Genomic DNA, 17,667 nt, shown 5'->3' on the forward strand with positions numbered 1-17,667 from the left:
ATTTTGCGAAGGAAGGAGAGGGGAGAGGGAGTAACCTAAAGGCTAAGCAGTCGGAATATTTTGCGCTCCTCTGAAACCCGAATCTAATATACTGAAAACTGTCGGTTATTGGTTCATTCGCTGGAAAATGGGTTTAAATTATTTTATCTCATTTATAAGTTAATTAAATATATATTTTAGCTACAATAAAATGCTGAATAATAACATATTAAAATATATTTGCTAAAACAATATTTATCATTATTTTTCATAAATGCCTGTTTTATAGATGTAAATGAGTTTTGGGGTCTTTTTGATATGCTTTTGCTAAAGTTTGTTTATTTAATTTATTGAGTATATTAATATATATAAGTATCTATAAAATAGAGTAGTATAAATATTATAACTAAAAATTAGCAAGATGTAAAAAATTGATTTAGCTTAAGGTTTTAGGGCAAAAAAAATACTCTTGAAATTTCTTCTGGATTTGAAATTTCAAGAGCAATTTATAAAAATTTTATGAATAATTACGAGGATTTCTCGTTGCAAATGTCGCAGATTCCTACGGCGTTGATGGCAATCGAGTGCAATGAAAAATCGGTAGGGAGGTTGATTTTTGGCAATGCGATTTCATCCAAACAGTAGACAGAATTGCAGACTGAACAAATGAAATGTACGTGCTGATCATGGTGATGGTCGGCTGTACATTTCGTCGAACAGAAGGCATAAGTAGCCGTTCCATTCAGGTCAAAAACCTTATGGAGAATTCCCTTTTCTTCAAAACTTGCCAAGATCCTATAGAGGGTAACCCGGTCGATTTCAGACCCTAAGATCTTCTCTAATTCGGGTTGTGAAATAGCTGAAAGTTTAGTGGAAATAATGTCCAAAACCCGTAGTCTGGGTTGGGTTACTTTGAGTTGATTTGCCTTTAAAACCTGGCTGAATTCTTCTAATTTTTCCGGATCCAATTCCGTGCTCATATCCGTTTTCATGGTTTAAATTTACGCAATTATATTGGGTATAAAAAAAGCCCCCAATTTCTCATTGGGGGCTCTATATTTTCTCAGGAAAATACCGATTATTTACCTGCTGCTTTAGCGTGGTCAGCTAAGAATTGAGCTAGTCCGCTATCTGTTAATGGGTGCTTCAATAAAGCTAACATAGCTGATAAAGGACCCGTCATAACGTCTGCACCGATCTTCGCACATCCTAAAATATGTGCACTATGACGTACAGATGCTGCTAAAATCTGTGTTTCAAAGCCGTAATTATCGTAGATTTCACGGATTTCTTCGATCAAACTCAAGCCATCTACTGAAATATCGTCCAAACGACCGATGAATGGAGATACGTAAGTAGCACCTGCTTTAGCCGCCAATAAAGCTTGACCAGCAGAGAAAACTAGCGTACAGTTGGTTTTGATGCCTTTTTTACTGAAATATTTAATTGCTTTAATACCGTCTTTGATCATAGGAACTTTAACGACGATCTTGCTGTCTAGTGCTGCTAAAGCCTCACCTTCTTTGATCATTCCTTCATAATCTGTTGAAATTACCTCAGCACTTACGTCTCCCTCAACGATATCGCAAATAGCTTTATAGTGATTGATTACATTTTCTTCACCAGAAATACCTTCTTTAGCCATTAAGCTAGGGTTGGTGGTTACTCCGTCTAAAACGCCAAGATCTTGAGCTTCTTTGATTTGTTCCAGGTTTGCGGTATCAATAAAAAATTTCATGATAGTATTTGAATTAATTTGTTTTGTAGAATTTTCGAATATCCAATTGGATAGGCAAAGGTAATTATATTGTTTCAAGAATTGAAGTTATTGCCTTCATATCCAATATATTTATTACGTTTAAATGCATTTTTACTCCTAAACGGAACAAATTCCAGCGTTCTCCTGTTATAATGGAAAGCAATTGTAATAATTTATTCATGTGCAAAAGCTTTTTTCCTTTTTGGATTTCAATCCTTTATCTTTAAAAAGCTGTAACAACAACCCGCATTTCATGCAAATATTTAGATCTCTCAAGTACCCCAACTATCGATTACATGTTATAGGGCAATCAATCTCCCTCTTAGGTACTTGGATGCAACGGATAGCCATCAGCTGGTTGGTCTATCAATTGACAAACTCGGTCTTTTGGCTAGGTTTTGTTTCCTTTATATCCTTACTTCCTTCACTTGTTTTATCCCCATTTATCGGCGCTTTTGTCGATCGACATAAAAAATATAAGCTCGTTTTGATCACCCAAATTGGGTTGATGGTCCAAGCTGGCTTGTTGGCTCTTTTGGTTTATTTAAAGATGGAATCCGTCTTGTATTTGTCCATTTTGGGCTTTCTTCAAGGCGTGGTAAATGCTTTTGATGTATTGGGGAGACAGGCTTTGCTGGTCAATTTAGTGGATAATCGTAAGGATTTACCCAATGCCATAGCCTTAAATAGTTCAATTTTCAATGCTGCTAGGATGGTAGGGCCTGCAATAGGGGGGATTTTACTGTCAACTTATGGAGAATTGGCCTGTTTTACACTGAATTTTTTAAGTTTTATCCCAGTAATTATCTGTCTTTTATTGATGAAAGTGACGGAACATGTGATCGTGATTCCTAATGAAACCTCTTTCCAGGGGCTTGTACATGGCTTCAATTATCTCAAAAGATCCCCACATATCGCCTCTTTAATTGTTATTCTGAGCATTTCAAGCCTATTGGTTATTCCTTATACCTCCCTTTTGCCAGCTGTTGCCAGGGAGTTATTCCAAGGAAATGAACGTACTTTTTCCTGGTTTGAGAGTGCTGCCGGACTGGGTGCCATGATCGGAGCGATCAATATGGCGAGGTTAAAGACTGGTGAAAATCTACGGTATAGGATCATGTTTGCAGCCTTTTTTATGGGGATTTCATTGGTGTTACTGGCATTTGCCCATTATTTACCTTCAGCATTATTTTTTACTGGGGCGGTTTCATTCTCCATGATGATGCAGAATTCGTCCATCAATACTTACATTCAAACCCATGCAATGCCAGCTTATAGAGCCAGGGCAATGTCCTATTATGTGATGGCATTCCAGGGAATATTCCCTATTGGGAGTCTTTTGACAGGTGCAATTGCAGAAATAGTAGGGATTAAGAACACCCTTTATATTATGGGTGGCTGCGGAATTTTACTGGCTATAGGCTTCTATATTTACCTAAGGCTTCATATTCAGCGCAGGTTGTTTAAATTCAATTTACGTTGATTTAAGGTCAAAATATTCTTTTTGTAATCAATTTTTGCACCATATAACTTCAAGATATCACCTCCTAAAACCCCGATAACTGGGTCTAAACCAATCTGACCATACGCATAATTAATAGAGCTGAGGTCCAATACCGCTGCGGTAAAGTTTTTGGTACTCCAATCTGCCATTTTTATCTGGGGAATGGTAATCATAAAACTTTGCATATTGTTGGTGCCTAGACCAGTAGAAAGGATGTCGGTATTCAAGAAATCTTCTTCATTAATGCCTGAATTCAGAAGGGTTTCCTTGTCCAACACGGTTTTTGAAGCGCCCGTGTCGATAACCATTTTAAATTTCTTGTCAAAAATCTCGATCTCTGTAATAATATGAAAGCCATCGGCTTGCAGGCCGATGACTTCAAATGGAATATTTTGCATTTAAATAATTATTCTGAATTATATTGAGCTATTTTTTTAGTACCCCTTCGGCGTAAAGAACATCATTCATTTTGCGAACTGCATCAGCACTTGCTTTGAACAATTCCTCTTCCTCAGCAGATAGATTCATTGGTACGATTCTGTCCCAACCTTTATTATTGATGATGACAGGCACCCCGATATTGATGTCTTCTTGACCATATTCGCCTTCAAGGTAAACTGAAGCCGTGAACAATTTGTTCTGGTTGTGCACAATACTTTCCACCATTGCTGCTGCGGCTGCGCCCGGTGCATACCATGCAGAAGTGCCGATTAAAGCGGTCAATGTAGCACCACCAACCATGGTTTTCTTAACGATTTCTTGTTCTTCTTCCTCTGTAAGGAAGTCTGCCACTGGCACGCTGTTCCAGGTTGCATGTTTGATCAATGGAATCATGGTCGTATCGCCATGTCCACCAATAACGATAGCATTTAAATCATTTGCAGAAGCATTTAATTTATCACTTATTTGATATTTGAATCGTGCTGAATCCAATGCTCCACCCATTCCAATGATTCTATTTTTAGGAAGTCCGCTTGATTTTAATGCTAAATAGGTCATTGTGTCCATTGGGTTGGAAACAATTAATATGATGATCTCTGGTGAATGTTTGATGAGGTTTTCAACTACGGTCTTTACGATATTGGCATTCGTACCGATTAATTCTTCTCTCGTCATCCCTGGTTTCCTAGGAATACCTGAGGTAATCACCGCCACTGTTGAGCCTGCCGTTGCTAAATAATCATTGGTAACTCCTTTTATTTTTGCATCAAATCCTAAAAGGGCTGAGGTTTGCATCATATCTTGGGCTTTCCCCTCCGCAAAACCTTCTTTAATGTCTAACAAGATGATTTCTTCTGCTACATTTTTTCTTACCAGATTATCAGCGGTCGTTGCTCCAACTGCCCCTGCTCCAACTACGGTTATTTTCATATAGTTAAGGGTTATGTTTATTTCCACTAAATCTAACAAAAATAATCGTCAATCGCAGGGTAAATAGCGTCAATTTAATGTAAATCAATAATTACAGAACGAAATTTCGAAAGAGAAATCCGGAGTCTCATCCATAAAACCAACCTTTAATTTTATGGGTTTTGAAGAGGAGAATAGTTAGGCTAAAACGAGAAAAATAAAGGAGCTGTTTGATCAAACAGCTCCTTTTCTTAGAATGGATAACCTATTGCTAGGTTAAACACCAAATTATCTCTTCTCCAGTCCCGATCGCGGATATCGATATATTTGAATACCCAACGGTCATCTTTAGGACGATATGGAACCCTGAATGGTATAGCGAAGTCCGTACGGATGATTAAGAAATCCAAATCTAACCTTAGACCTAGACCTCCACCAACAGCCAATTCACTTAAGAAAGCCTTACTGAACTGACCACCAGGTTTATTTTCATCTTTGTTTTGCAACCAAACATTACCTGCATCGATAAAAGCTGCCCAATGCAGCATCCCTGCTAGTTTAGCTCTATATTCTGTATTCAGTTCCAGTTTATAGTCACCGGTTTGGTCAGCAAAGAAATTTTCCTCACCCAAGTTTTCAGGAAGGGAAGAACCTGGACCTACCGCACGTGCCCTGAAAGCCCTTAATCCATTAGGGCCACCGGTAAAATACTGCTTCAAATAGGGTAATGAACGCGAGTTTCCATAAGAATAACTCGTTCCGATCATAATCCTGGATGCAAGGGTTGAAGTAGGCGTAATCTTTAAATAATGTCTTAAATCTGCCTCTGCTTTAATAAATTGCGAATACGGGGTACCGAAAACCTCTTTGATTTTTCCTTCATTGTAATTAGCGCCTTGGATCAATCCCAAGATGTTACCAGACGTATTTAATCCTGCCTTGGCATAGAAGGTATGCTTCTTGTTTTCCATGGTATTCGTGAATGTGTACACGTAATTTGGACCAAAAGAAAACTGTGGGTCTACAATATGACGTAGGGTAGGGACAGTGTCCATTTGCGCCCTATATTCATCAGAAATACCTCTAGGTTGCACATAGATAATCTCTGCAAGCGTTAAATTATGGTCTTTCTGCTGGTTTTCTTTCCATGCATAACCATAGTTTAAGGTCATTGAATTCAAGGTATAGGCAGTCCTACGGTTCAAGAATTCATAACCCGCTTTTAAGAATGTCTTCGGGATATACTGTTTACCGGGAGTCCATTTATAAGGAGATAGCAAACGAGGCCAAGTAATTCCTACTTCAGCACCATAACGGATATATGACGAGTTTAAGTTTACATTTCCTCCGGTTTGGGTTTCATAACCTCCGAAAACAGAAACTGTTAGGTTCTCAAACCCTTTGAATGCATTCTTTAAGGTCCAGTTGGCCGTAACTTCCGTTCCATTATAAACGGCAGCAGTCTTACCCACAAGCTCCAAACGGATGGATTTTTTCTCCATTGGCGTCAAGTAATAATAGACATCCAAATGATCGGTAGAATCTGGACTATCCACAAATTCGTTCTTGACAAATTTGAAAGTATTCAAGTTTACCAAGTGGTTGATGGTCATATTGTGATTCCATCGGTTGTACATCTGCTCTGGTTCCAAGAACAGGTGGTTAGCCAATACTTTCTTACGGTATTTGTTCTGTGGATCAATGATATAGAACTTGTCGTCGTATTTCTCAACACTTCTCGGAACTCTTCTTCTATTGGACCCAGAAGTTTCCTTATAGTCCGCAAAAACATAGACATTCCCGATATGTTGAGGTTCTTTCGCCTGTCTAGGGGTTTCCGGTTTGACAGTCATGTACATGTTGACTTTATTGTCTCCAATTGTACTGTCTACTTCTACCAATAGGTTGTCAGGACTGAAATAATAATAGCCTTGATCCTTTAACTTATCGTCAATCCGATCCCGTTCATTCAAGATGACATCGAGGTTGTAGTTATTACCAGGTTTTAATAAAGTCTGAGCCTTGGTATTGATAATAGATCTCCCTAAGCGACTATTGCTGTCGACATCAAATTTGACTTCATTGATTCGATAGATGGGCCCTGGAAAGGCATCATATTGAATGGTTGCCATCTTACCATCGATCAGCGTATCAGAAGTGACGCGAGCCGTAAAGAATCCAAGATTTTCCATCTTATTTCTAAGTAGGTTCTCATTGTATTCCCTGTTTACATCACTCAATAGGACAGGGGCTTCACCTTGTTTCTTTAACCAACGCCTTATGAAGTTGTTGCTAGTATCCGGACCGCCACCCATATTCCATAAACCCACTTTAAAATAAACTCCTAAAAGTTTACTGTTTGGTTTAGGCAATAGAGAACCCTCCAAAAAGGTCTCAAAACCTTCTTTTCGCTCCTTTGGAATGGTGTCGTTATGGATGACCACATCTCCTTCTTTATAGAATTTGTCCCCTTCAGCAATGTATTTTGTAGGATTACAGCTTGCGATAAGCAATATTCCAAAGGAGTAAGTAAACAGTTGCTTAATTTTCATTATTACCCCCTTCCTCTTCTTCATTTTTAATGGCAGACTTATTTGGCTCAATGGTATTTGTTGAAGTATCTCTATTTGTGCTGTCTACTGGCAGTCCAGTGCTATCTGGCTGTGTTTTCAGCTCTTCTTGTTTCCTCTCTTTTTCTCTTTCTTCCATCCGTTTTCTGAATTCAGGGCTATGGATCATCAAACTATCGCGGATTACCATTCTTACGGAATCACGGTATACCGAATCGGTTTCCATTCTTTCCACATCAAATCTTCTTCTGAAGCCGCGGCTATCGGTATTATAATATTCCTGTAATGCTTTGGAGTTCATGAACAATTCCCTGAATCTATTGTAACTCATATTGATGATAAAACCGATACCCGTTTCAACAAATTGTCCCTGTAGGGTCGCTTGATATTGGTTTTTGCGGTAAACTCTCGCAAAATAACGTCCATCTTTCGATAATTGATAATCCAAGGAAATATCACCTGCAATATTAGAAGCTTTTTCGCCTGGACGGGTATTTCCTTCCACCTCAAAGTTGGAACCAATCGTGATCTTTAAGCGATCATCAAACAGCATTTTGGAGATACCTACGTTTAAGTCTGTTCTAGTTTCAGCATTTCCAGTCAGGTAATCCTCTTCCGAATTCAGGTTGAAGTCTAGCTCAACCCCTTTGATTAGGTCTGAAGCTAAATTGTTCAATTGACCGGTCAAGAAGGAACTTACGGTACTTCTCACCATGGCTTCCGTACCACCACCCGACAAACTTTCAAATGGATTCGCCGACATAAATCTACCCAAGGCAATCAAGGAGAATACCTGTTTATTTAATTCGGCTGGATCCTCGCGCATATTTGAAAGGGCAATATTAACCTTGCTCACCACATCTTGGGAAACAATGGCGTTCTGCTCATCCAAATCGATATCGAAATTGATCTGAGGTTTGAATAGTTCTCCAGTCAATTTCAACAATACATTAAATGGCACCCTTTGTTTATATAGGTTTTGGCTCTCTGAACCAATTTGGTTCTGTACCAATTCCAATGTGGCAAACTTACCTGTGTAAACTGCTGTGATATCTAATCTTGCATCCAATGGATCTCCATTCCATGTAATGGTACTTCCTTTTTGGAAACTGAAATCCTTGGAAATAGGACCGAAGGAGAAGGTATAATCACCTTTTTCCACGGTAAATGTACCAGACATCGTAATCTTTTCATTGGCATCAATGCTGGTATTGATCTCGGCAACACCTTGGATATTTAAGGCATCCTGGGTTCCTTCATCTAAGATGACCTTGAATTTTGCATCTGGATCTGTACTTAAGTTCAATGCAATATCATAGCCTGACAATTGGCTTGAAACCGTAGTCAAAGAGTCTAGCTGAGCAAATACATTGGCCCTCGCCGTATCACTTTTATCAACAAATTTGACAACACCTTCGCGTTGTGCAATACCTGGATCATCATTTGGAACGATGAAGTTAAAATCTGTACGGTCATTAGCTTTTACATTTCCATCAATCCTAGGTTTATCTAAATCACCTGTAATACGCAAGTTTGAAGTCACGTACATCTTACCAAAGAATAGATCATTGTCAAGGCGGGTGGAATTCATGACCTCAAAATCATCCGTTGTCAGGTTCAGATTAAAGATAAAATCTGTGTAGGTTGTGGTTTTGATAGTACCATTCAACCGAGCCACATTATTTTTAGAGTCCACCAAATTAAATTGACGGAAACTGATTCCCTGATCATTAAAATAGATTTTCTGATTATCAGCACGCATATTGGAGTTCAACATGGAGGCATTGATAATGGCGTCATGGAATGTCAATTCACCATTGATCCTTGGGGCTGATGTGGTTCCTGTAATCTTTAAGGTTCCTGCTAAATCCCCTTGTGCATCTCTAAGATTACCCAAACTGAAAGCTTGGATCGTTTGCATGCGCATAGGGTTTAAGTTCAAGGTAGCATCAATCTGCATATCGCCTTCAGGAGGCGAAATAACATCACCTACGAGATGAACATCATTACCGTTTTCCGTTATTCTGACATCAGCAGAATAGGTGTTTTCCTTAATGTTGTTAACCTTTAAAGCTACATTACCGATCGTATCTGTACCAAAGAAGAATTTATCAATCGTTAGATCTGAAACAAATACTGGCGTCGATTCAAATCTAGAAACTGTTGCATTACCATTAATTCCACCACCAACTTTTAATGTTTCTGATTGAAGCATTTCCGTAATGGTTTCAATTCTAAAGTTATTGAAGCTAAGGTCAATAGGAGCATTATAGGTTGAATCCTGGGATTGGATCCGTAGTTCTTGGCCCTCATTCGATAAAACGAAGCCAGATGCCCGGACTCCTCGTTGTCCAAAACTGATTACATTGTTCGGTTCAATATCCCAATCTTCATAGTTCAACATTAACCCATCTTCTTTCAAAGAAAGATCATAGCTATTGTTGCCCACTAACATGGTTGCACCTAGATGGTATTGTTCTTTATCTTCCTTATCCTTAATCCATAGCCCAAAATCAACGTTGTTCTCAACCACACTACCACTGATTACGGTATTTCGGAGCTCAATGTTATTGACCAAGATATGGCCGATCAAGGCATTATAATATAAGGTGCTATCTGCGGTAATGATATCCACTCCCACATTTTCAACCTCAGTGCCTGCATAGGTAACCTTTGGAGCCAATAACTTGGCCATCAAAGTCCGGTCCTCACTATTGAAAGTACCATCTAGGGTCACATCCTGTAGTTCCTGTAAATCAGGAAGGAAGTCACGCACGATCCTTGACCGATATAATCGAGCAGAAAACTCAAATTGCTGTGGCGAATATTCATATTTCGTATGGACACCTGAAGGGTTATAATAGGTCTGAATAATATCCGAAATAGATGACCCTAATTCAGTCAACTTATAACTTCCCGTTAAATGGGCGCTTAAAAATTCAGAGTTTAATATTAATGTGTTTCTTCCAGTGTCCGACTGAGCAGTTAATGAAATGGTATCCAAACCATATCGATCTTTTTCATAAGCAATGGAAGAATTGGTAACCAATAAGGAGCCGTTTAGATTATCTAAATCCAAGCTTTCAAAATCAGCTAAGATTTTACCATGATATCTGACGTCCTGATCCATTAATTTCAAGTTCTTGAAATTAATGCTGTCGATCATCATTTCTGCGTACAATCTCGGGAACTCACCGCGCATGTCCGCTTGAATATTGGCATTTAGGTCGATGTTTGGATCCGGACTATTGATGCTACCAGCGATATCTCCTGAGCGAGCTGTCAGGTCAAATTCGATGTCCTTATAGCTATAGCCCATCGCATCAAAACGGTTAAGCGTTCCTAAAATATCGGCTTGCATGGTCTTAGGATTCAATCCAGTACCATTAACCTGCGCCTGCGCTGAAATATAACCCAAAACGGAATCCTGTTTCAGGAACTCACCCAAATTAAAGTTATCAACCGTTACAAAGGCATTGTAGGTAGTATCTCTACCCATGCTCAACTTTCCATTAACCGTTGCATTCCCTTGCTCGGTTATCAATTTCATGTCGGTATCAAAACCGTTCATGCCTCCTTTGAAAGTACCCGTCAAGCTTATGTTTCGTGGCAATTGTATACTATCAGGCAATAGGGAAGGAGCGATCAATTGATTTAAATCATTTCTACCTGTTACCATTTTTTTCAGGTTCAGGTCCAGATACATTTTGTCCACATCAGGAAGTCCCTTGATGTGAGCAGTAGCAATAACATGGGTATTGTTTAAGGTTTTGAACTCAAATCGAGGGATTCGAAGGTCATTCAATTTACCCATCACCTTTCCATCGATATAGAAACGTTTGTTCATTAATGGCTTCATAACTTCCTCTTTTTCAAGGTCAGGAGCTAATAGCCTAATGTCTTTCATATCGATATGGCTCTTTTTGATATTGGCATTGATGCTCATCGTCGCTGGGTTGTTCGATACAGCATCTAACGAAGGGTAGGAAATAATGATTTCGTCTTGAATGAGCGTATTTGGCGTTTCAAGTAATAGATCCTTAATCGTAGCCCCAGTATTGGTATAGACAAAGTCTCCCTTCAGCATTTTTAGATCAAAGCCAGAATGATCTTTAACCGTAAATCCTTTCAGATCTCCTGAGATGGAGTCAGCAGAATAATACAGTTCATCCAAGGCTCCAGCAATATCAGTAAGTTTAAGATTAAAATAATCGATTCCTTTGGTCCTGGCTTGATTATCATCTTTGAACCAAAAATTGGTCTTTTCAATGGCAAGTTTATCCACCGAAACCTTCCAGTTTACAGAAGAGGTCGTGGTGTCAGCAGTATCATCAAAAGTATGTTCTTGAGTAGTTTTTCCAAATAAAACCTCTGAATCCGATTGTGAAAGCTTGATTTCTTTCAGCTTCACAATTTCCTTGTTCAGATCAATTTGATCAATGTTACCAGCAAGGTTCTTAATATCAAACTTGCTCTGCATATTGATCGCCTTATCATCATATCGGATAAAGATATTCTTCAGATCCACAGTCTTGATATCTATACTGGGAAGTAGAGAACTTTGTTCAACGCTCTGGCTTGTGATACCAAAGTCTGATGCTTTTACAGAATCCTGGGAGGTAATGACAGCCCATTGCTTGATATCAGCGCTAAGCCCGTCAATCTTAACATTTGGCATACCAAATGCCATGTTATTGGTCAGGTCAAATTTAGAAACCCGCGTATCAAATTTATTTAAGTAAATATCAGCAGAAGTACCAATGACATCATCTTTATAAACAAATTTGATCCTTTCAAAATTGACTTTATCGATGTCAAAAGTTAGTGCCGAGGAAGAGTCTGCAGTAGGTGTGCTTTCCTTTTCAGAAGCAAAGGCCGCTACGATATAATCAAAGTTAAAGCTGCTGTCCGGAAGTGTTCGGTTGATTTTGGCTGTAATACCCTTTAACTGCAGCTCATTGATTTCAACGGTATTTTTCAATAATTTAAACATATTGATATCCACCATCAGGGACTCGCCGGCGATTAGGGTATCTTTAGATTCATCTGCGAAAAAGACATCGTTCAACTCCAGTTTTTTAGGAAAGTTGATATAGATATGGCCAATATCTACCTGTGTTCCAAGCTTATTTTCTAAATAATTCGAAACCTTGCCAACCACATAGTTTTGAACTGAGGGAAGACGGATCAGAAAAATTAGAAGTAAAATTAAAGCTATTATGGACCCTATAATCCACAAGACTGTTTTTAATACAATTCGACCAAATCTATTCAAAGCCTGAAAAATATCCTTTTATAATTAATATTGTATCTCTTACTAACACCTATTAGCTGCATTTGTTTAATAATAAATCAATTTAATTGCAGCATAATTTTCCTGCAAATATATAGTTTGAAAAGGAAAATACCCTAGATTTCTTTATTGTCTTTCGGTGAATTAAAGCAAGGAATGTGCCGTATATTCTATTAATAATCAATTTGTTTACACTAAGTATTTTCATTTATGAATATTGAAAAAACATTCAACTATTGTTTAAAATATTTGAATAATTAATGCCTATTATTTCTGTCCAGCTCTTCTATAATAAAACGAAGGAGTTTACTTTTGTAAAATTTTGATTTTGCTGTAGCGTTTCTCTTTCCATTTGTGATGTCTGTGCAATATTTTGATTTTAAGCACCTCCACAGTCGAATAAAAGGAAAGATTTCTTATATTTATCTACCTACATCAATCTAAATTTTAAACATGAAAAGAAAAAACTTCATCACAACAATTCTAGTCGGAGCAAGTTCAGGAGCGTTATTGAGCTCATGTGCCAATGAGTCTTCTAATGCAAGCAATACTAGCACTGCCGATTCTACTGGGGCAGCAACTGCTCCTGAGGCCGCTGCTCAAACAGAGGAACTTGGATCCGGGCTTATTGTCCACAATGTGTTCTTTTGGCTAAAAGAGGGGATCACTGCAGAAGAAGAGAAAGATTTTATGAATTTTTTTGAAGAACTAAAGAAAGTTCCTGGACCAAAAGCATTGAGATTTGGAAAACCAGCACCTACCACTCCTCGGGATGTCGTAGACAACTCATTTTCCTACTATTTGTTGGTGACCTTTAATACCATGGACGATATCAATACTTACGAACATCACCAAATTCACCTTGATGCTGTAGATAAATTCAGTAAATATTGGACTAAGGTTCAGGTGAAAGATGCTATTCTGATGTAATCTTTCCGATAAAAATATAAAAGAGGCCGTTGGATTTCCCAGCGGCCTCTTTCGTTCAGTAAAAAATCTAAGAAATTAGTGTACTTCAATATCCGTACTTTGTGTGTTTTCTTCTGTTTTAGCAGCATCAGTAGGGTCTTTATCTTCAGGCTTATCGCTGCGTTCCACAGTGATTTTGCATTCAGTCAATAAAGCCGCAATAGCGCCTACTGCTGCAAATATTGGAGCTAATACCACTCCGATTACGCCTAAGGTTACTGGAAAGCTCATGATGTCTTTTCCATGTTTATCGGCGATGCTGATCTTCGTTACGTTTCCTTCAGCGATTAAATCCTTGATCCTTTTTAATAAGTTCTCCCCTGTTACTGAGAATGTTTCTTTAATTGACATAGTTGTTCGTTTTTATTTGATATACAATTTGTTGTTAACTTATTTTTGTTAATCAAAGATAAGACTTGTACAACGTTCTCTGTTAAGAGATTAGGTCAATCGATATATATTTTCGGTAACTGCCAATAAATTATCGGTGAATTTTCCAAACCGATACCTACTTGCTGATCTCTTGGATGATGACCACAATCCCCATCAATAGAACAAACCAACCGAAAGCAGGTTTCAATTTTTTTCCATCAATCTTCTGGCTCAATTTTGAGCCGATCAAAATTCCTGTAATTGCAATTCCGGAAAGGGTCAATAGAAAGGTCCAGTTGATTAAATGGAAATCTAATTTTCCGATAAATCCAAAAAGTGAATTGGCCGCTATGATCAATAGGGAAGTACCCACTGCTTTCTTCATGGGCATTTGATTAAAGATAATCAAGGCAGGAATAATTAGGAATCCGCCACCAGCACCTACTAATCCGCTGATAAATCCTACCGCAGCTCCTTGAAAGACTAATGGTAGAACACTACGTTGACTTATTTTCTTGGATTCATCAACCTGATTCCCTTTTATCATTTTTAATGCTGCAAATAACATCAGGATAGCGAATAGAAGCATGATCCCCATGTTTTTTGTTATTTCAAAGCTACCGATCTGGAATAAGTGATTAGGAATTGCCTCGATGATGTATAATCGGGTCAGGAAAACCGTAATAATGGAGGGTAAACCAAAATACAGGGCTGTTTGGAAGTCCACCAAATTATTCCTGAAATATGGAACTGCACCCACAGCAGAGGTGGAGCCTACAATGAATAAGGAGTAGGAGGTAGCCAATAATGGGTCTATTTGAAACAAATAAACTAAAACAGGGACGGTTAAAATACTGCCACCACCACCAATCAATCCAAGTGAAATACCTATCCCAATCGACGCTATATATCCTAAAAACTCCATAAATAAATTTTTCTTCCACAAAGTTCCGGGAAAGTTTTTTTGGAGTTAGTTACATTAGTTACATAGCTATGAAGCAGTTTTGCACAGGTATTGAGTAACTTTGGTTACTAAAAGACTTTTTTTAAGACCGTACTTTTGCAGAAAATTTATTTAACGACTATGGATTTATTAATGGGGCCTTGGCCCTGGTACGTCGGCGGCTCACTAGTCGCCCTTATTATGCTGGCTTTAATTTTACTAGGTAGAACTTTTGGATTTTCATCCAATTTCAGAAACATCTGCGCTGTCCTTGGGGCAGGCAATTCCTGTAGCTTTTTTAAATTTGATTGGAGAACACAGATGTGGAACCTGTTGTTCCTGCTAGGTTCCGTGATTGGTGGCTTTCTTGCTGCTCATTTTCTTTCCGACAACCAAATTCCTCAAATTTCCGAACAAACAGTGACAGATTTAAAGGAACTAGGAATTGAAAGCGCCGGTGCAGCTTACTCCCCAACAGAAATCTTCGAAACCATCAACGCTAAAAATATCGCCATCCTTGCAATTGGAGGTTTATTGATTGGTTTCGGAACTAGGTATGCAGGCGGTTGTACTTCCGGACATGCTATTTCGGGCCTCAGTGATCTACAATGGCCATCTTTGATTGCTGTTGTTGGCTTTTTTATCGGTGGACTGGTCATGGTTCATCTATTATTTCCCCTTATTTTTTAAGACATGAAAAAATTAATATTTATATTATTAGGCGTAGCTTTTGGTGTTGTCATGTATAAAGCCGAGGCTGCCTCATGGTTTCGTATCTATGAAATGTTCAGTTTCCAATCTTTTCACATGTATGGATTTATGGCAACTGCCTTATTGATCGGCCTCCCTGCAGTACAATATCTGAAACGAAAGAAAGTAAAGGATGTAAATGGCGATTCGGTATCTATTACACCTAAAGCCAAATCCATTCCTAGGTATCTTATTGGTGGTATTATCTTTGGACTTGGTTGGGCATTGGTAGGTGCATGTCCAGGACCAGTTTTTGTGTTGATCGGTTCAGGTTTGTATAGTATGTTGATCGTGGCTGCTTTCGCTGTTCTAGGAACCTATGTATATGGTCTTGTAAGAGAGAAATTGCCTCATTAACAAATTGATGTGTAACAAAAGTAACGGATACTGGTATTTGATTGGCCTAACTTTGTTGTATAAAATTATTGATATGATAAAATTATTAACAGTTCCAGAGTTTAAGGCTCAAATAAAAAATAACGACGTTCAACTACTTGATGTTAGAACAGAAATGGAATACGCATTAGGCAAGATTGATGGCTCTACTTTAATTAATGTACAGTCTTCGGATTTTATGGATCAAGCAAAAAAGTACATTAACTTTCAAAAACCAATCTATATCTATTGCCGTTCTGGAGCACGCTCGCACATGGCGGCCATGATATTGGAAAACATGGGCGCAAAAGAAATTTTCGATCTACAAGGAGGATTTTTATCTTGGGCGCAAAACAATAAATAAGAAACATTAACTTAACAGAATTATAAATTTAATATTTTAAACAAATTCTATGTTTTTTCAACAAGTTTATGATAAAACCTTAGCTCAAGCCAGTTTCTTTATTGGCTGTCAAGCTAAAAACGAAGCGATTGTAATTGATGCAAAGAGGGATATTGATTCCTATTTGGAAATTGCAAAGCAAAATAACATGAAGATTACGCACATTGCTGAAACACATATTCATGCCGACTTCCTAGCAGGTTCTCGCGAACTGGCTGAAGTAACAGGTGCTAAATTATATCTTTCTGATGAAGGTGGTGAGAATTGGCAATATGAATTCCCTCATGTAGGACTTAAAGATGGGGATGTCATCAATGTGGGTAACCTAAGCTTAAAAGTTATGCATACTCCAGGACATACTCCTGAAAGTATCAGCTTCCTGTTGACAGACCATCCTGCATCCGAAGAGCCCGTAATGATCTTCACTGGTGACTTTGTTTTCGTAGGCGATATCGGTAGACCTGACCTTTTAGAAGAGGCAGCGGGTCTGGTTGGTACTAAGGAAATTGGTGCTCAGCAGATGTTTGAATCTTTGAAAAAATTTGCCGCATTACCAGATTACGTTCAGGTATGGCCCGGTCATGGTGCTGGATCTGCCTGTGGTAAAGCTTTAGGTGCTGTACCTAGCAGTACAGTTGGCTATGAAAAGATCAGAAACTGGGCTTTCCAATTCGGCGATGACTACGAAGGCTTCAAAAATTACTTGTTGAGCGATCAACCTGAAGCCCCGGTGTACTTTGCCATGATGAAGAAATTGAACAAAGTAGACAGATCTCTTTTGGTTGAAGTGCCAGAGCACCCAACATTATCGGTTGAAGAGGTTGAAAAGATGGATGATATCACCTTAATAGATACCCGTCATAAAACTGAATTTGCTAAAGGTCACTTAAAGGACGCTATCAATATCCAAAACAATAATTCCCTGGCAAACTGGGCAGGATGGATGATTGGCTATGATGAAAACATGGTCATGATTGCAGACGAAGGTAACCAAGAAGAAATTACAAGAAAATTAATGCGTATCGGATTAGATAATATCAAAGGCTTCGTGACTGATTTGGATTCTGCTGAATTGGAAAAAACCAAGCTTGTCGATGCCGATACTGTTGAAGCAATGAAAGATAATTCAGATACCGTATTGTTGGATGTTCGTGGAATCTCTGAATTCAAAGCTGAACATATACCAGGAGCTGAACATCGCTTTGTTGGTTCTTTTAGAAAGAAATTACCAACCGATATCAAAGATAAAAAGATCATTATTCAATGTCAATCTGGAGACAGAGCTACTATTGCGGCTTCTTACCTAGAAAAAAATGGTTTCAACCAAGTTTATAACTATGCCGGTAGTTTTATAGACTGGAAAAACCAGGGTAAAGAAACAACAAAATAGTATATTTGAG

Annotated in this window: 14 protein-coding genes; 6 read left to right on the top strand and 8 right to left on the bottom strand. The window is 38.4% G+C overall.

The features are described from left to right. Positions 1-506: 506 nt before the first annotated feature. Entirely contained in the window at positions 507-971 is a 465-nt protein-coding gene (locus tag ACK2WI_RS09300; protein ID WP_093095004.1) for a Fur family transcriptional regulator, read from the bottom strand. An 86-nt stretch (positions 972-1,057) separates the two neighbouring features. Next, entirely contained in the window at positions 1,058-1,717 is a 660-nt protein-coding gene (fsa, locus tag ACK2WI_RS09305) for a fructose-6-phosphate aldolase (protein WP_093097677.1), read from the bottom strand. Between the two features lie 274 nt (positions 1,718-1,991). Here fsa and ACK2WI_RS09310 point away from each other — a divergent pair, with 274 nt between their 5' ends. Beyond that, the gene (locus ACK2WI_RS09310) at positions 1,992-3,221 is read left to right on the top strand and encodes an MFS transporter (RefSeq protein WP_409150498.1); all 1,230 of its coding nucleotides are present in this window, start codon (positions 1,992-1,994) and stop codon (positions 3,219-3,221) included. On the opposite strand, the gene ACK2WI_RS09315 is transcribed toward ACK2WI_RS09310, so the two are convergent. The 4 genes from ACK2WI_RS09315 to ACK2WI_RS09330 all read right to left on the bottom strand — a co-directional run bounded on the left by ACK2WI_RS09315 (position 3,188) and on the right by ACK2WI_RS09330 (position 12,323). Then, a complete protein-coding gene (locus ACK2WI_RS09315) occupies positions 3,188-3,640 on the bottom strand; it encodes a retropepsin-like aspartic protease (RefSeq protein WP_312697564.1) in 453 nt (150 codons plus the stop codon). The genes ACK2WI_RS09310 and ACK2WI_RS09315 overlap by 34 nt on opposite strands. A gap of 28 nt (positions 3,641-3,668) precedes the next feature. After that, positions 3,669-4,613: a malate dehydrogenase gene (locus tag ACK2WI_RS09320; protein WP_093095007.1), complete on the bottom strand. Its 945-nt coding sequence runs from the start codon at positions 4,611-4,613 to the stop codon at positions 3,669-3,671. A gap of 230 nt (positions 4,614-4,843) precedes the next feature. Next, on the bottom strand, positions 4,844-7,144 hold the full coding sequence (locus tag ACK2WI_RS09325; protein ID WP_409150501.1) for a BamA/TamA family outer membrane protein: 2,301 nt from the start codon (positions 7,142-7,144) through the stop codon (positions 4,844-4,846). After that, positions 7,134-12,323 carry a translocation/assembly module TamB domain-containing protein gene (locus ACK2WI_RS09330; RefSeq protein ID WP_409150503.1) on the bottom strand — a complete coding sequence of 1,730 codons (5,190 nt, stop codon included), beginning with the start codon at positions 12,321-12,323 and terminating at the stop codon, positions 7,134-7,136. Before ACK2WI_RS09330 ends, ACK2WI_RS09325 begins: the two co-directional genes overlap by 11 nt. 585 nt (positions 12,324-12,908) lie before the next feature. Between ACK2WI_RS09330 and ACK2WI_RS09335 the strand changes: the two genes are divergently transcribed. Continuing rightward, positions 12,909-13,385: a Dabb family protein gene (locus tag ACK2WI_RS09335; protein WP_409150505.1), complete on the top strand. Its 477-nt coding sequence runs from the start codon at positions 12,909-12,911 to the stop codon at positions 13,383-13,385. Between the two features lie 75 nt (positions 13,386-13,460). Here ACK2WI_RS09335 and ACK2WI_RS09340 read toward each other — a convergent pair whose 3' ends face one another. Further along, positions 13,461-13,775, bottom strand: coding sequence for a DUF4342 domain-containing protein (locus tag ACK2WI_RS09340; protein WP_093095013.1), 315 nt, complete (start codon positions 13,773-13,775; stop codon positions 13,461-13,463). Positions 13,776-13,932: 157 nt separating this feature from the next. Then, positions 13,933-14,721, bottom strand: coding sequence for a sulfite exporter TauE/SafE family protein (locus ACK2WI_RS09345; protein WP_093095014.1), 789 nt, complete (start codon positions 14,719-14,721; stop codon positions 13,933-13,935). A gap of 159 nt (positions 14,722-14,880) precedes the next feature. Here ACK2WI_RS09345 and ACK2WI_RS09350 point away from each other — a divergent pair, with 159 nt between their 5' ends. The 4 genes from ACK2WI_RS09350 to ACK2WI_RS09365 all read left to right on the top strand — a co-directional run bounded on the left by ACK2WI_RS09350 (position 14,881) and on the right by ACK2WI_RS09365 (position 17,657). Beyond that, positions 14,881-15,429, top strand: coding sequence for a YeeE/YedE family protein (locus ACK2WI_RS09350; RefSeq protein WP_093095017.1), 549 nt, complete (start codon positions 14,881-14,883; stop codon positions 15,427-15,429). Between the two features lie 3 nt (positions 15,430-15,432). Further along, on the top strand, positions 15,433-15,846 hold the full coding sequence (locus ACK2WI_RS09355) for a DUF6691 family protein (RefSeq protein ID WP_409150506.1): 414 nt from the start codon (positions 15,433-15,435) through the stop codon (positions 15,844-15,846). A 73-nt stretch (positions 15,847-15,919) separates the two neighbouring features. Further along, positions 15,920-16,228, top strand: a complete 309-nt coding sequence (locus ACK2WI_RS09360; RefSeq protein ID WP_409150508.1) for a rhodanese-like domain-containing protein — start codon at positions 15,920-15,922, stop codon at positions 16,226-16,228. Between the two features lie 49 nt (positions 16,229-16,277). Further along, the gene (locus ACK2WI_RS09365) at positions 16,278-17,657 is read left to right on the top strand and encodes an MBL fold metallo-hydrolase (protein WP_409150509.1); all 1,380 of its coding nucleotides are present in this window, start codon (positions 16,278-16,280) and stop codon (positions 17,655-17,657) included. The last annotated feature ends 10 nt before the right edge of the window (positions 17,658-17,667 follow it).

This window comes from Sphingobacterium sp. BS-2 (assembly GCF_046161205.1).
Classification (GTDB): domain Bacteria; phylum Bacteroidota; class Bacteroidia; order Sphingobacteriales; family Sphingobacteriaceae; genus Sphingobacterium; species Sphingobacterium mizutaii.

What these genes read in the sequence shown, in the direction of transcription:
- ACK2WI_RS09310 (WP_409150498.1), top strand. Translation starts at nt 1,992, where the DNA reads ATGCAAATATTTAGATCTCTCAAGTACCCCAACTATCGATTACATGTT.
- fsa (WP_093097677.1), bottom strand. Translation starts at nt 1,717, where the DNA reads ATGAAATTTTTTATTGATACCGCAAACCTGGAACAAATCAAAGAAGCT.
- ACK2WI_RS09340 (WP_093095013.1), bottom strand. Translation starts at nt 13,775, where the DNA reads ATGTCAATTAAAGAAACATTCTCAGTAACAGGGGAGAACTTATTAAAA.
- ACK2WI_RS09360 (WP_409150508.1), top strand. Translation starts at nt 15,920, where the DNA reads ATGATAAAATTATTAACAGTTCCAGAGTTTAAGGCTCAAATAAAAAAT.
- ACK2WI_RS09355 (WP_409150506.1), top strand. Translation starts at nt 15,433, where the DNA reads ATGAAAAAATTAATATTTATATTATTAGGCGTAGCTTTTGGTGTTGTC.
- ACK2WI_RS09325 (WP_409150501.1), bottom strand. Translation starts at nt 7,144, where the DNA reads ATGAAAATTAAGCAACTGTTTACTTACTCCTTTGGAATATTGCTTATC.
- ACK2WI_RS09300 (WP_093095004.1), bottom strand. Translation starts at nt 971, where the DNA reads ATGAAAACGGATATGAGCACGGAATTGGATCCGGAAAAATTAGAAGAA.
- ACK2WI_RS09315 (WP_312697564.1), bottom strand. Translation starts at nt 3,640, where the DNA reads ATGCAAAATATTCCATTTGAAGTCATCGGCCTGCAAGCCGATGGCTTT.
- ACK2WI_RS09335 (WP_409150505.1), top strand. Translation starts at nt 12,909, where the DNA reads ATGAAAAGAAAAAACTTCATCACAACAATTCTAGTCGGAGCAAGTTCA.
- ACK2WI_RS09320 (WP_093095007.1), bottom strand. Translation starts at nt 4,613, where the DNA reads ATGAAAATAACCGTAGTTGGAGCAGGGGCAGTTGGAGCAACGACCGCT.
- ACK2WI_RS09365 (WP_409150509.1), top strand. Translation starts at nt 16,278, where the DNA reads ATGTTTTTTCAACAAGTTTATGATAAAACCTTAGCTCAAGCCAGTTTC.
- ACK2WI_RS09350 (WP_093095017.1), top strand. Translation starts at nt 14,881, where the DNA reads ATGGATTTATTAATGGGGCCTTGGCCCTGGTACGTCGGCGGCTCACTA.
- ACK2WI_RS09345 (WP_093095014.1), bottom strand. Translation starts at nt 14,721, where the DNA reads ATGGAGTTTTTAGGATATATAGCGTCGATTGGGATAGGTATTTCACTT.